Consider the following 15219-nt stretch of genomic DNA (forward strand, 5'->3'; position numbering starts at 1 on the left):
ATTACCTGTACAAAGTGGAAAAATTATGCAGATATCCGCGGGAGACAGATCGAGCGCGCCATCACAAAACTAAATCGAGGCGAAATTAACCGGCCCAAATCGCCCAACGACTGCCGGCGCTTTATGAAGCCAACCTACTTCGATACCAAAGGCAACCCTATCGAAACCATCACATCAGCAATCCTCGATTATGAACAAATCGCCGAAGAAGCACGCTACGATGGCTTCAACGCCCTTGCAACAGGCCTCGGCGACGACCCCTGCCAGATAATCCGCGTCAACTCATACCGTTGGGAAATTGAAGACTGCTTCCGGGTTGAGAAATCCGACCTCAACATGCGCCCCGTATACGTGCGCTCTCCAAAGCGCATCGCAGCTCACTTCTTTATATGCTTCCTCAGTCTGCTCATTAGGTCAGAGAGAAAAAAAATACAATAAAAATGGCATATGAGAGGATAGTAGTAAATCATCTGCATATGCCATCTTACTTTTTTAAGACATTTACTGAATATCCCTAACTACTAATTCATCGCTTATGCGCAACTTCATAGCGAATTTCGTTAGAATTCTCGGTATCTGCAAGGATTTCGCCGGAAATCGTGTTAATGAACTCGGAAATATACCTCGATGTGGTGTTGTTCCCAAATTTTCCGACCTTGAGGTTATAGCTCTTGGCATTACGGCCGAAGCGTTCGGCTTCGATAGCGAAAATCTTTTGTTTCATCGCCTGCATAATGAATGCAAGGCAGATTTGCCAAACTTGATCAGCCGAAGGCAGTTCAATGCCCGGCACAAGTTGCCGGCCCGGCTTGCAGAAGAAATCCGCAAAAATGTGGCAGTTGCCATTGACGGATCCGAGGATGTCTTTTGCATCGACTCCAAACCGGTCAAAGTTTGTCAAAACGCAAGAACCAAGCGCTGCACCATGGGACGGGATAATCGTGAGGCTGCGCCCGACTGGGGCTATTGCGCATCCCAAGGTATACACTACTATGGATATAAGCTCCATGCTGTCTGCGGAATACATGGTGTTATACATTCTTACGATATGACAGCGGCCAGTATTCACGATCTTCATTATCTCAAAAATTTCAATTCAACCGTTTTGCCAAAAATTCATCCAACATCTCCCCGGTCAAACCGTCGGCGATGACACGATTGTTTTTATCCAACACCAAAACACGAGGGATTGCCGTGATATTATAAGCCCTGGCAACTTCACCTGCCGTGTTCTTATAATCGCATGCCTGAATCCATGTCAGCCCATCAGTTTCAACTGCTTTTTTCCAATCCCCCTCACGAGCATCCATTGAAATTCCGATAATAACCAATCCTTTGTCTTTAAACTTCTCGTATGTTTTCACCATATTCGGATTCTCTTTTCTACAAGGAGCACACCAAGACGCCCAAAAATCAAGAATCTTTACCGGAGCTTTCACATCATATAGAGTGACGGTTGAACCATCCAGTGTCGGCAAAGTGAAATCAGGAGCCTGTCTTCCAACCTTTACTACCCCCAATTTATCATATCGGGCTTGTATCAGACGACCTTCCGGTGTGTTTTTCATTGCATCACTCAGCAGCTCAAATTTCACTTTCAAACGGTCGAAGTTCAAGTAATTATAACGATAATATACGATAGCCAAACCTAAAATATTATCCTTATTCGCTTCAATAAACTTGTTCTCCTCCTTATCATAGGCAATAGTCATACGATCCAACATCGCTCTTTCGTGCATTTTACCGGCAATGTCATGATTTTTTTCTGCCTCAAAATAACAGGCAAGAATAGAATCCCTATCACTGAAAACCTCTATTTCAACATCATCCAACGCATTTTTCCCAGCTTGCAGACGTCCGCCCTGAATATCGTAATTCCGGACATCCGCCAAATCTTTCGCTCTTATATTAAGCGTAAAAAGAGTATCTTCAAGCAACAACGGGATTCTCCCATTGACACCTTTGATTGTAAGAAAAGCCAATTTCGGTCCGTTAATAACACCCTCCATTTCAAAATCGCCGTTCACAGAACGCACTTCGTGTATGGTGTCCACTTTCCCCGTTTCATTAACCATTGTCATAAGCAAATCCGACTCATATTTATCAACATGCCCTTTTATGACATACTTCTTGACTTCTGATGAACAGCTACTCAATACAAAGCATCCCAATGACAACGATAATAATAACAATAATTTTTTCATAATTCTACAATTTAAATTTTATATTACTACTTGGATTCGTCATTTCTAAACCGATATGCAGCATCCACTATTTTTCCTAAATCCGTAAATTCCATTTTCAACTTCGGAGCAGATGTAACTTCCTGGAATTCGTACATTCTCAGTGCTCCCGAAACAGTTTCTTCCTTTGTCTTGTCATAACCGGCTATAATTAACCATTTTTCCCTTTCCCGCTCCCAATCCGCATATTGGATGTAAGGCACGAGCAAATTGAATTTCAATACTGAAATATGCTCATTGGGAAAAGAAAGTATCTTTTTCGCCTTTTCGTCGGGAGTGTTCATGTTAAACTGATAGATATCCCCCTGCTCTGTCGCATAGAACAACAACCTGTAAAACGGATGGAACGCAAATTTGGTTATCTTGTCGGAATTTGCCAGATTCAGACGCATGTAATGGCTGCGTTCAACTTTACAGTCACCATTCAATACCATCCCATATACATAGTATTCATCCCGCCCCGGTTCCTTTAGCACGGCAAAAACATATCCTTCGTTATTCCCTTCCATGTGCACCATATCTCTGCCTGTCTCGGCTTTATAATCCATATCCCCTCCAATAAAAAACAGTTCGGTCAAATACTCTTCCTTACTTTCCAGCATTACAAAACGACGGTTCGTTTCATCATACAGAATGGCAGCAGTTGTTGTCGGCCATTCCCAGAAGCCCTTATAACCAACAAAAGGAGACACTTTAAAATATTCTGACGTTTTCTTCAGTTTGTTTCTCGGAAAATCAAAAATACTTCCAAGAGAAATATATCTGGCATCTCTAAAATAAAGATCGCCATCCGCTGTAATAAGCATCTCACGAGCAGGGTCGGTACACCTAGACAATCCGCCACCAGCAATCTTAACCTTCTCCGGATTGTCTCCGAACTGATAAATTAAATCAGATTCTTCACTCGGTTGGAGCTTTTCCTTGTCCAAATCGAACGTTCCGGCTTCGCACCATAACAAACGGCTGCTCTTAGCTCTGTTATAATTATATATCAACTTATAAGGTTTGCCGAATTCAAAGTCACACTCCGACCAAATACCACGAGACACTATATTTTCGGTAGCTGAGATATGAGATACCATATCCAAGCTGGCCTTACTGTTTTCCTCACAAAGCAACATCCAGCCATCAGTCACCGCTGTACGCAGACGTACAAAAAAATCTTTTTTGTACGATACATTGGTCAGCGTGTCAGTCACCCAGAAAAAGCCCAGATAATCGCCAGCCTGTTCTCTCAAAGGATACGCCAGGTTCTTCTCATTGCCGATGATATACTTCTTCAACTGCTCCTCGCTCGGAATAGAATCATTGTTGTAAGAAGCTTTAATCGGCATCAAACGCCACTCAAATTTCAAATGATCTTCCGTGCCCCCCAAAGCTAAGGTCAACTTAGGATTTATTCTCAATGTATCGACATAAGTAAACTTGTTATACCAGTCATTATCAATGATTCCCCCTATCGTAACATCATTCAACTCTTTATAAGAGTAACTCCCTTCATCATCATAGCAGGCAATCAATACTATCGTCAAGAAAAATAAATACCATTTTTTCATAACATGTTCCAATTTTATATTCTACCAAATAATCACTGTGCCTCCGGTCCCATTGTCATCGGTTCCAGATTTTCATCAAGATACGGTTCCTCTTGCTCGTCGAGCCAACGCTGTACCTTCTTCGCATAGTATTTCAATTTAAAATCAGGAATAACATTGCTGCTTATAAATTCCTTACGGGAAACATCACACAAAGTGCAAATCAAATCGGCTTTCTTAAAACTCCATACTCCGAAGAAATCATTTTCATCTCTCCACCACCAAGGCTTTGGAAAATCTTCGTTCGATATAATTGTCATACTATGACCGATGAAATAAGGATTTCCATCACTATCCTTACGCCAATTAAACTCAGAATCAAACTCTTCGCTTTCCTCTATTACTACGGTCAGTATTCTGTTATATTTTCTCAAAGCCTCAGTCCTCAACATCGTAATTTGCAAGGAGGTTTTCTCGCAATTAGCCGGTAAAATCACTTCCTTGGTTATAGCCCGAAAGTCCACACCTTCAACTGCCCGTACAGAATCGGTCTTGCATAATTCAGTGCGAACCTGTATTTTACGGTCGTAATCTTTCACCTCACCAAAAAGATAAATCGGCAATTCTAATACCCGCTCCTGAATATCACTATCCACAGTTCCCCATGAATAGGTCATGGTATCGCGTTGAATTGAAAAATAAATAGAACTTCCACCTACATACCCATCAACCTCTGTAAGCTGACATGCCTGCAATATGGAGCTTATAATACCTATAATTAAAATCAAATGTTTCATAAACCATCTTTTTTTCATAAATCAACAATTCAATTGTATTTAGATTCTTCTTCCGGAATCAGAAGTTGATAATCCGACAGTGTCATTTGCTTCATTACATTGTAAGTGGCGTCATCCGCTCTGTGAATTGACGGATATTTCAAGCGCTTGTAATAAAAGAATAATTGTCCTTCTCCCCAAAACTCTCGAATATATTCCTTCTCAAGGGTGGAGGCTAGGTATCTTTCGTTTGTCACATTCCGAACACCCCGATGTGTCAACACTTGATTTAACCACACCAGTCCATCGCTCGCATTCGGCTCACATTCGGCTGCAATATAAAACGCTTCGGACATTCGCAACAAAGGGATAATTGTCCCAGCAATAGTATCCTGTGTTGCTTTGAACTTTTCAAACATATTATAGCTTGCTCCATTTATAATTTGCCTGTTTCTAAAGTAAGCCTCATATCTATAGTCATCTCTATTGTTTTCAAATATTTTGTCAATCTGACCTCCCAACGGAGCCAACATCACCAACGGCGACAGATTCTCTCCACCAAATAATGAGATATGTAAATTAGACAGTTTGAAATTCTGCAACCCCCAAAGAATCTCCGGATAAAAGACTCTGTCAGGGTCTGAACGCCCAGATGATACCGCTTCGCGGGTTACCCAGGGGAACCACTGTTCTTGAGCATCTATAACTTTACGAGCAGCCACCAATGCAGCCTCTTTATTGCCACGGTACAGCTCAGCACGAGCCAACAACAATTGGACTCCATATTTGTTCAGTCTATATTTTCTGTAAGATACAAATGCATTGTCATGAACCATATCCGTTCCTTCTTGCAGCACCGGATCGTCCTGCAGTAAAGAGTCGGCTCGATGCAAATCCTCGATAACGCAATTCATGAATTCGTCCGGTTTGCAAGACGGACGTTTGTCCAAAGAAAATTCCTTATAATAGGGCAAATTTACCGTCATGACATCCAAATCATATACAGGACCGAACAACCGGAAAATATCGAAATGCAAAAAAGCTCTCAAAGCATAACACTCACCCTTCAATAAATTGTAATACTCATCTGTCAATACATTTCTGTGGGATTCACAATTTTTCAAGAGAAGATTAATATTAGCAATCAAACTATATGCATCCTTCCATATACTTGCAAAACGAGCCTTACAACCTTGCTCGGTATATTTGTGGAGCATCAAATCATAATTAAACGCATTTGACTTATTCACACTATAGCGCTGAGCCATTATCTCAATCATTTCACAAGACAAATACTGGCCATAAAGAGAATTAGTATTTAGCTCTATGTAAATACCGTTCAATGCATTTTCAAAACCTTTGACAGATTCGAACACCACATCTTCAGCGACTCTGTCGTAAGGCTGGACATCCAACCAGGAATTACAGCTATTCAATCCCAGTAATATCGTGAACAATAAAAATAAATTCTTCATACTTCTATCTTTTATTAATTGTCAATCCTTATAGTATCGCACCCAAAGAGAATGAGATGCTTCTTGCAAACGGATAATACAATCCCCTCTCATCTTCTAACGTTGAAAAACGAGCAATAGAATTCATATACATATTGATATTCAGAGAAGAAATTCTAAGTGCCTTCTTCAACCACTTGCTATCGAATTGATATCCCAGACGAACTGATTCAATTGAAAGATAATTTTCCTTCATGACAAAACGCGAAGACATCGGAGTTGACTCTGTCAAAGAAATACTCTTGAATTTAGCCTTATCGCCCGGTTTTTTCCAACGATTATACAATGCCCGCCGGTCTTGGTTTGTTGTAATACTTCTTGAAGATATGTTCTCAACCTTGTTAAACAGAGTAGAATTGAATACATCAGCGCCGAAGCTATAACGCAATTGCAGGCTCGCAGACCATCCTTTATAATAGAACGTGTTGCCCCATACACCCTCCAAAGTAGGGCGAGAGTCACCCACTTCAACCTCGTCTTTATAATCAAAGGTATAGGTCAAAGTTCCGTCCTTTTTTACAAATATTTCCTGACCTGTTGCCGGATCTATACCCCTGGACCTTACAGCCCACAGCGCAGTCGGGCTCCCGCCATCGTAATATCTTGTGAGATTTTTGGAAATATTTTCTTGATTATACGCATTGAGGCTACGCCCTATATTCTTATAAAATGCTGTCCCATATCTGAAATTCACACTCATGGTATAATTGATACTCTCTTGTGGCTTGTATAAGATTGCATAGCGGATAGTTCCATTGACTCCTTTGTCAACTTGCACTCCTATATTAGTCCTACGTTTTTCTACTCCCATAGAAACGGGAATCCCGATATCTGCAATCAACGGATCAGTGCGCTTATGATAGAAATCAACTGTTACATGAAAACGATTGGAAAACATACTTAAGTTAATACCTATATTTTTGTCTAAAGTTCTCTGCCAAGCCAAGTTCGGATCACCAAATTTCGAAACAAGAACTCCTGTACCAAAATTATTCAACATCCAGTTGTTGAAATAATAGGTTGTAATTGCCGAATAAGAACTGAAATTCTGGTTTCCGGGATTACCGACAGATCCTCTTAACTTCAAAACATTTATAAACGATGCCTTATCTTTCATAAACTTTTCTCTATGAACATTCCAAGCCAAACCAACAGACCACGTTGTAGAAAAACGTTTGTTTGCTCCGAATACAGAAGTCCCGTCCGAACGAAGGTTGACATCCAGCAAATAGCGTCCATCATAAACATAACCTCCATTCAAGTAGAAATTGGCATTGCGATTTTTATTCTCCGCATAGCCTGGCTTCCCTCCTTCCGGATAGCTATTGGCAAAACTGGGTCTTGTAAAATTGCCTTCAGGGAATCCTTGAGCAGAAAAACTTTTCGTTTTCATATCATTTTCACGGATATTGGCACCGACAGCAACATTTATCATGTGCTTACCTCCCAATAATTGACCATAAGTCACGGTGAAATCTGCACTCCATGTCAATGAATTACTTGTTGAACTAAAATAACTTCCCTTGCGTAAAGGCTCAACTTTGGCGAATTGTGTATTATTCGGTGATGTAAATGTTTCCGTTTCGGTAATACTTTTGGTTATTCCCACTCTTCCCCGAATATTCAATGCATCAATCGGACGCGCCTCTATACTAAGATTATTTCTTACACTGAAAGAGTTTCCCTTATTATAACTGTTTTGAGCATCATTATAACTTGGATTTGCCACCTGAACCTGTCGATAAACAACGCCTGCTATATTTTCTGCCTGCCAATCTTCTAGCCAACGGTCTGTACTTCCTGATTTCTTCTCATAATAAGGATTCGCTTTGGCATATTCCGAAAAAGAAACGATAGGATTATCACTCCTATTCCAATCCACCGACACTTTATTCATAAAGTTGAATCCCTTTTTACGGTAGATTAAATCCAGAGACAGTCCCATAATATCACGTATAGAGCTTTTCATCACACCTTGAACACCGGAATAGTTAGCGCCCAATCCATAACGCATCTGATTATCGCCTCCTTCCATATAAATGTTATGCCTATGAGTCAAGCCCAAACGCAAAGGCTCGGACAACCAATAAGAATCCACCCCTCTCTTTACATCACGCAACAAACGGTTGTAACGTCCTGTCAACTGTTCCTGTTCAATAGCAGATACACTTGTAAAGGTTCCGGACAATCGCTCGAATTCAAGTTTTTCTTCGGCATTCATCAGATTATAATCAGTCAAATCGGCAAATGAGATGTCCACATTGCCATTATAACTCAAACGCAATTGACCACGAGCAGGAGATTTTGTTTCGACAACTACAACTCCATTGGCTGCCTTTGAACCATATATTGCCGTTGAAGCCGCATCCTTCAAAATTGTTACGGATGCAACTCTATCTATATTCAAGTCCATAATAACCTGCAATGTCGTCTCAAATCCATCCAGAATGAATAGAGGCTGATTGGGGTCCTGACCATATTCCTCCTTTAATCCCACAATACTACTTTTCCCCCGAATCTCAATATCCGGCAAACGGTTGGGGTCCGAACCATATTCTTTACTTTCCAAAACATGAAAAGCAGGGTCCAGCGTTTTCAAGCTCTGCAAAATATTCTGATTACCAATCATTTTTAAATCTTCTGCCGTATAAGTCTGCGAAGAACCAGTAAAACTCTCTTTATTACGGGTGTAGATACCGGTCACGACAACATCATCCAATGCTATCGTTTCTTCTTGCAACACAATATTGATGACATTTTTCCCCGCATAAGCTTTCTCCACCGTCTTCATACCAACAAAAGAAAACGTTAAAGAAAATTTTTCAGGAGCATTGGGAACTACTAATTTATAGTTTCCGTTAGCATCCGTTAAAGTTCCAAAACCCAATCCTTTAATGACAACTGTCACCCCTGACAACGGCTCCCCTTTCTCATCTGTAACCTTACCTATAATCTCCACTCTTGCCTTCTTTTCTTCTACAGATTTTTCTTGGGGAACAATAATAATGATACCTCTTTCCTGACGGTAGGTCAGATTTGTTTTCCCCAATATCTCATCCAATACAACACTCAAATCCTTCTCTAAGAATTTACCGGAAGCCCTACCAGTTTTTTTCAACTCATTGTGATTGAAAAAGAATTTGTAACCAGTCTGTTTTCTTAACTCTTGGATAACATCCACCATTTCCATTCCATTTACATCCAATGTCACTTTCTTTTGAGAATAAGCGACAGCAGAAATCTGAAACAACAACATACAACTGAATACACACATCCATCTCATCACTAACATACTCCTTTTAGAGTATTTAATTACACCCAAACAATTTTTGTTTCGATTTTTTTTCATACGCCTGCTTAGTTTTGATGTTTAGATTCATATTATTAGGGTCATTATAGTAAAAATAATCATACTATTTCATTTGTACGATTATGGCTCTATCTCTAATTGTGAACATCACATTAGTGGTCATTGATATTATATCCAAGGCCACTTCACAATCATCATACTTTTCCAGATCGCCGGTAAAAACAAGTTCCTTTGCTTCAGGATTTTTATAAAAAAACTCCACATCATACCAACGCGACAACTGTTTCGTTATATCTTCCAGCCGTTCCCCTTCTATAAACCACTTCCCTTCAGCCCAACCTACATAAACTTTAGTATTTACTTTCTCTACATGCGACTCTCCGCTTTTCATATTGTATGTCACTTGCTCTCCTGGTGACAATTCCACATGTTGCGACATCCCCTTCCCCTTAAAGACAACCCGACCCTCGACCAATGTTGTCTGTACAACATCCTCCTCCGGATAAACATTAATATCAAATAGTGTTCCTAACACTTGTACATTTCCTTTTGCTGTTTCCACAATGAAAGGATGCTCCTTATCTTTTACCACATCAAACAAAGCCTCGCCTTCCAAACGGACACGACGCTCCTCTCCCATAAATCTATGAGGGAATGTCAATTTAGAATCTGAATTTATTTTTATTCTTGTACCATCTGCTAAAGCCAAACTATACTCTCCTCCTCGCGGAACAATAATCGTATTATATTCCATTTGGGTTTCTTCATCCATTTTTTCTGCCATCGAATGCTGCTCTACGACTTGTTCAAAAACAGTAGAATCTGTTAATGAGACCTGACTACCCGAATGAAAAATCAACAAAGCCTTTACTGTTCCGGGTGTTATCATTTGATTTTGAACAACTGTTGAAGGCTTCTCTGATTTACCTACCAACAATAATAAAGCCACTCCAACACCCAATAACATTACAACACCGGCTACATACTGCAAATATCTTTTCCATATGTTATTCCGTGATTTTTTTGTATAAACTAAAAAATCATCCCAAGCTTTCTTCATATTAATTTGGTGTATTTCTTTTTCACCAGAATAATAATTATCGAAATAATATTTGGCTTTCTCATAATATTCTTGATTCCGGGCATCTTCATGCAACCACTCCTCAACTTGCTCATCATCGACACCGGTAGACTTACCTAAAAGACTTTGCATAATTACCCTCCAATTTATAAACTTCTTGTCCATGGTTTTTGTGGTTATTTTTTTTATAAAGACACAAAAGCAAAAAAAACGGAGTACATAAGGAAAGAAAATTTTCAATATTGTCCTAAACGTTTTTGAGAAAAATAAAAAAGGAAGTAGTTTACTAAGGAAAAATGACTACCTTAGTAGTGAGCGACAACTCAACTACTTCCTATGACACAAATAACACTTTTTGCGCAGGTAATTGCGCTTTTACCCAAAGAAATCATCAGAAAAATTATTCGCGATGCCGGTACCGACAAGCATTGCAAGGGCTATAACACCTGGATCCAGCTGGTGAGCATGATTTTCTGTCAGTTCTCCAACTGCGACTCCGTCCGTGATATTTCCAACGGATTAAAATCCGCCACAGGAAATCTTAACCATCCCGGCATAAGCCGCGCACCATCCAAATCGACAGTCGCTTATCAGAATGCACACCGAGACAGTTCGGTCTTCTAGGAGCTATTCTATATGTTGTTCCGTTATTTCGGACAGCAGGCGGCTTGGGAGCGCAAAGGCTTCCGGTTCAAGATGCCCATCAAATTACTGGATTCCACTCTGGTCTCGCTGACCATATCGGTTTACGATTGGGCGCACTATACCACGTCAAAGGGTGCCGTAAAGATGCACACATTGCTTGATTACGACTGCTTACTTCCTGAATTTATGAATATTACAGGTGGTAAGCGAACAGACAACAAGGCGGCATTTGACATTGAAATCAAACCGCACAGCATTGTGGTGGCTGACCGCGGATATTGCGATTATGGACTTTTAAACCATTGGGACAGCAACAATGTATTCTATGTGGTTCGCCATAAGGACGATATCCAACACAGAACCATTAAAGAGTTGCCATTGCCCGAGAAACACGCCCAAAACGTCTTGTTGGATGAAATCATAGAGTTTGAACTGCCTACGGCCAAGGATAAATGCCCCAAAAGGCTAAGGCGTATAGCGGTATGGGATGAAGAACACGGCTTTGTAATTGAGCTTCTTAGCAATAACGTCACGCTTGCAGCCTCTACGATAGCAAAACTGTATAAGGCAAGATGGAATATCGAGATTTTCTTCCACAACCTCAAACAACTATTGCGCATCAAGAGCTTTATCGGCATCTCGCGCAACGCCGTAGAGACTCAGATATGGACAGCAATGATCACAATGCTGCTATTTATGTGGCTAAAACATATCGCACGCTACAAATGGGCACTTGCCAACCTCGCCTTTCTCGCTACGACTGAATACATTCCCCAAATAGACCTCTACAAGTGGTTGAACGGGCCCTTTACACCGCCTCCCGAAGAAGAAAATCCGGCATGAGGGGGGGATTGCTCATTAATTATGCAGAGTCGTATGACTCCGCAAGTTGCCTCATACGCAAAATTTATTTAGGACAATATTGGAAAATTTTTGATATTTTTTTCTCTGCAACACAAATAACTCACCCTCCATTACGGTAATCAAATACACACAAACATAAAACTACTAATATCCTCCATTTTGAAGCCAGCTAATAAACAATAATATAGGTATTAACTGTTCTCTTAAAATTCTATAAGCCCGTTGTACTTGTGTTTTAACTGTAGTTTCAGCCAACCCTAATTGGTTCGCTATTTCTTTATTTTTTTTACCTTCAACTATCTTCAACAATATAATTTCTCTACACTTATCAGGCAAAGTATTCAAAGCATTCTGCAACCGCATTTCAACAGTTTCATTTATCTCGATATCTTTTATCCCAGCAAACAATTGTGCTTCCAGTAATTTATCATTACAACTATCCACTATTTTGCGGTCACGCAATGCATTCAGACAACGGTTTCGTAAAGAGGTAAATAAATAAGCTTTCAAAGAAGTTTTTATCAACAAAGAATCCGCATGGTCCCAAATATAAAAGAATAAATCTTGGACTAAATCTTTTGCTTCTTCCTCATCGTACACATAACTTTCTGCAAACAAAACCATTTTAGAGAAATACGATTCATAAAGATAATGAAATGCGTTGTAGTCTCGTTTATACAATGATTTTAATACAAATAGTTCCTTGTCTTCCATAAAGTATGCTTTCAAAGAGATTACAAAAATAAGAAATATCTTAAGAAATACAATTTGCGCCAAGCATCAATATTGTCCTAAATAATTTTTTTGCAGGAGATAACTTGCTGATTCATACGACTCTGCAAAATCAATGCGTAACCAAACCCCTCAAACCGGATTTTCATCCTGGGGAGGGGGTGTAAAGGGCTCGTTCAGCCACTTGTATAGGTCTATTTTGGTAAATGTGTTGAGCCAAAGCGAGAAAGGCGAGGTTGGCCAGCGCCCATTTATAGCGCGCTATGTGCTTGAGCCAGGAAAAAAGCAGCATTGTGATCATCGCAGTCCAGATTTGAATCTCCACCGCGTTGCGTGAGGTGCCGATAAAGCTCTTGATGCGTAGAAGTTGTTTGAGATTGCGGAAGAAAATCTCGATATTCTATCGCGCCTTATACAGTTTTGCTATCGTAGAGGCTGCAAGTGTAAAATTATTGGTAAGAAGCTCAATAACAAATCCATGCTCATCGTTCCACACTGCTATACGCTTCAGCCTTTTGGGGAATTTCTCTTTGGCCGCAGGTAGCCCGAACTCGATGCTTTCATCCATCAGGACGTTTTGGGTATGCTGCTTGGGTAAGGGCAGTTCCTCAATAGTCCTGTACCGAATATTGTCCTTATGGCGGCCAACATAGAATACATTGTTGCTGTCCCAATGATTTAGGAGGCCGTAGTCGCAATATCCGCGGTCGGCCACCACGATGCTGTGCGGCTTTATCTCAATGTCAAAAGTGGCTTTGTTGTCAGATCTCTTCCCGTCTGTAATATTTACGAACTCAGGCAACAGACAATCGTAATCAAGCAATGTATGCATCTTTACGGCACCTGTTTTCGTCACTTTTTTAGGGTGAAAAAGCTATGGTTTGATTATCAGCGATTAAGCTCATTGAGATTTGGTGATTTGGGTAACACAGTGTAATTTTGTGCCATGTTTATCAACCGATCCAAAAACAAATCAGGCACAACGAGCGTCCGAGTTCTTCAAAAACGAGGTCGTAACAACGTTTTGGTAAAGAGTTTTGGCAGTTCACGCGACATGTCGGAGATTGAGCGGATGGTTGAACAGGCACAAGAGTTTATCCGGCGTCAGACTGGGACGTATTACAATCTCTTTAATCAGCCGCCAGAACAAAATCTGGAGGATTTTATAGGCAAGCTTTCCAATAGCCAAATATCTGTGGACGGGCCGGAGGTTGTCTTTGGCAGATTGTTTGACCATGTAGGCTATGATGCAATAGGAGGTCTGTTCCGTCCATTGGTTCTCAGCCGTCTCGTTGCCCCGGGAAGCAAGTTGAAAACAGTTGATTATCTGTGGAGATATAATGGAGTGTCGTATGATGTGAACAAGATTTACCGTTATCTTGACAAGTTGTGTGGAAGAAAGGGCAATGCCGATGACATCAAATCTAAAATCGAGCAGATTACTTTTGCGCATGGCGCCAGGGCAATGGGAGGATGTATTGATGTGGTATTCTATGACATTACCACGCTCTATTTCGAGGTGGCTGGTGAAGATGATCTCAGGCGCACAGGATACTTAAAAGACGGCAAATTTGATTGTCCGCAGATTCTTCTCGGACTGTTGGTGACAAGGGAGGGGTTGCCGATAAGCTATGAGATATTCCAGGGAGATCTGTCGGAAAAGAAAACGTTTATACCTTTGCTGAAACGAGCTCAGCAGAAGTTCGGATTCCCCAGCCCGATTGTGGTGGCCGACGCGGGCCTGCTGTCGCGCAAAAATATTGATGCTCTTGTCGCTGCCGGCTATGAGTATATACTTGGAGCAAGGCTTAAAAACGAGAATGCCAATGTCAAGAAGAAAGTCTTGGCGCTCAATCTCTCAGACGGTCAGGTTGCATCAATCGAGACAGACGACGGACTACGTATTGTTGTGTCATTTACAGAAAAGCGCCAGAAGAAAGATGCTTTCAACCGCACCAGAGGGCTTTTGCGACTCCAGGCAAAGGTAGCCTCCGGCAAGATCACTAAGAAGCACATAAATAATCGAGGCTACAACAAATATCTGCGAATTGAAGGAGAGGCGAATATAAGCATCGATCTTGAAACTTTTGAGAAAGACGCGGCATGGGATGGTTTGAAAGGCTATGTAACCAATGCCACGCTCCCGGATGAAGAAGTCCTTGCCAACTACCATAACTTATGGTTTATCGAACGGGTATTCCGCATGAGCAAAACCGACCTGCAGATACGACCCATGTATCATCGTCTGAGGAATCGTATCGAGGGACATATCTGCATCTGCTTTTGCGTTTATGTCCTACAACTTGAGATGGAACGTCTGCTAAAGGCCGCAAACTCGACAATCACATTGGAGAAAGCCCGAGAGCTTGTAAAGACGATGTATGCTCTGACATACACTAAGTCCGGACATATCAAGCCCTCAAAGACAATGCTGCGCATGGATCCTCTGCAACAGGAGCTATATCAGCTGGTCGACGAATGGGTAAAGTCTGATTTGGGTAACGCATGACGAAAACAGG

10 protein-coding genes and 2 pseudogenes are annotated in these 15219 nt (G+C 40.9%); 4 read left to right on the forward strand and 8 right to left on the reverse strand.

All coding sequences use genetic code 11. The features are described 5' to 3' along the window. The first annotated feature begins 84 nt into the window (after positions 1-84). Together ODOSP_RS18180 and ODOSP_RS20605 are read left to right on the forward strand one after the other, a co-directional pair. Positions 85-438, forward strand: a complete 354-nt coding sequence (locus ODOSP_RS18180; protein WP_456093822.1) for a hypothetical protein — start codon at positions 85-87, stop codon at positions 436-438. A gap of 70 nt (positions 439-508) precedes the next feature. Then, positions 509-1090: pseudogene (locus ODOSP_RS20605) on the forward strand (transposase); the annotation flags it as partial. 1 nt (position 1091) lies between these two features. On the opposite strand, the gene ODOSP_RS18190 reads toward ODOSP_RS20605, so the two are convergent. From ODOSP_RS18190 to ODOSP_RS18215, 6 genes are all read right to left on the reverse strand, one after another. Next, entirely contained in the window at positions 1092-2204 is a 1113-nt protein-coding gene (locus ODOSP_RS18190; protein WP_013613731.1) for a TlpA disulfide reductase family protein, read from the reverse strand. 26 nt (positions 2205-2230) lie between these two features. Further along, positions 2231-3799: a PKD-like family lipoprotein gene (locus ODOSP_RS18195; RefSeq protein WP_013613732.1), complete on the reverse strand. Its 1569-nt coding sequence runs from the start codon at positions 3797-3799 to the stop codon at positions 2231-2233. A gap of 32 nt (positions 3800-3831) precedes the next feature. Further along, positions 3832-4575, reverse strand: a complete 744-nt coding sequence (locus tag ODOSP_RS18200; protein WP_013613733.1) for a DUF4843 domain-containing protein — start codon at positions 4573-4575, stop codon at positions 3832-3834. 29 nt (positions 4576-4604) lie between these two features. After that, positions 4605-6029 (reverse strand): RagB/SusD family nutrient uptake outer membrane protein, encoded by a 1425-nt coding sequence (locus ODOSP_RS18205; protein WP_013613734.1) that lies wholly within the window; start codon positions 6027-6029, stop codon positions 4605-4607. A gap of 28 nt (positions 6030-6057) precedes the next feature. Further along, positions 6058-9324 (reverse strand): SusC/RagA family TonB-linked outer membrane protein, encoded by a 3267-nt coding sequence (locus ODOSP_RS18210; RefSeq protein ID WP_157741870.1) that lies wholly within the window; start codon positions 9322-9324, stop codon positions 6058-6060. A 157-nt stretch (positions 9325-9481) separates the two neighbouring features. After that, complete coding sequence (locus ODOSP_RS18215; protein ID WP_013613736.1) at positions 9482-10624, reverse strand: FecR family protein; 1143 nt, start codon at positions 10622-10624, stop codon at positions 9482-9484. 171 nt (positions 10625-10795) lie between these two features. Between ODOSP_RS18215 and ODOSP_RS18220 the strand changes: the two are divergent. Then, positions 10796-11947 (forward strand): annotated as a pseudogene (locus ODOSP_RS18220) (IS4 family transposase). A 165-nt stretch (positions 11948-12112) separates the two neighbouring features. Here ODOSP_RS18220 and ODOSP_RS18225 read toward each other — a convergent pair. Together ODOSP_RS18225 and ODOSP_RS20350 are read right to left on the reverse strand one after the other, a co-directional pair. Continuing rightward, the gene (locus ODOSP_RS18225; RefSeq protein ID WP_013613737.1) at positions 12113-12682 is read right to left on the reverse strand and encodes an RNA polymerase sigma-70 factor; all 570 of its coding nucleotides are present in this window, start codon (positions 12680-12682) and stop codon (positions 12113-12115) included. A 418-nt stretch (positions 12683-13100) separates the two neighbouring features. Further along, on the reverse strand, positions 13101-13556 hold the full coding sequence (locus tag ODOSP_RS20350; RefSeq protein WP_228026200.1) for a transposase: 456 nt from the start codon (positions 13554-13556) through the stop codon (positions 13101-13103). A 90-nt stretch (positions 13557-13646) separates the two neighbouring features. On the opposite strand from ODOSP_RS20350, the gene ODOSP_RS18235 reads away from it, so the two are divergent. Further along, a complete protein-coding gene (locus tag ODOSP_RS18235) occupies positions 13647-15209 on the forward strand; it encodes an IS1634 family transposase (protein WP_013613738.1) in 1563 nt (520 codons plus the stop codon). Positions 15210-15219: the final 10 nt, after the last annotated feature.

It is taken from the genome of Odoribacter splanchnicus DSM 20712 (assembly GCF_000190535.1).
GTDB lineage: Bacteria > Bacteroidota > Bacteroidia > Bacteroidales > Marinifilaceae > Odoribacter > Odoribacter splanchnicus.